Consider the following 201-nt stretch of genomic DNA (forward strand, 5'->3'; position numbering starts at 1 on the left):
ACCCAAGTTCGGCTGAAGGGATCGGTCTTGAAAACCGACAGGCGGCGAGAGTCGCGCGGGGGTTCGAATCCCTCTACCTCCTCCATTTTTTCTAAAATGAATATTTTATCATCGCGGGGTGGAGCAGCACGGTAGCTCGTCGGGCTCATAACCCGAAGGTCGCAGGTTCAAATCCTGTCCCCGCAACCAAATGGTCCCGTG

The 201-nt window shown here is 55.2% G+C and carries 1 tRNA gene; it reads left to right on the forward strand.

Annotated elements, in window-relative coordinates:
• Positions 1-112: 112 nt before the first annotated feature.
• Positions 113-189: transfer RNA gene (locus tag MR169_RS28135), tRNA-Met, on the forward strand.
• Positions 190-201: the final 12 nt, after the last annotated feature.

It is taken from the genome of Bacillus cereus group sp. BfR-BA-01349 (assembly GCF_022663795.1).
Taxonomy (GTDB): domain Bacteria; phylum Bacillota; class Bacilli; order Bacillales; family Bacillaceae_G; genus Bacillus_A; species Bacillus_A cereus.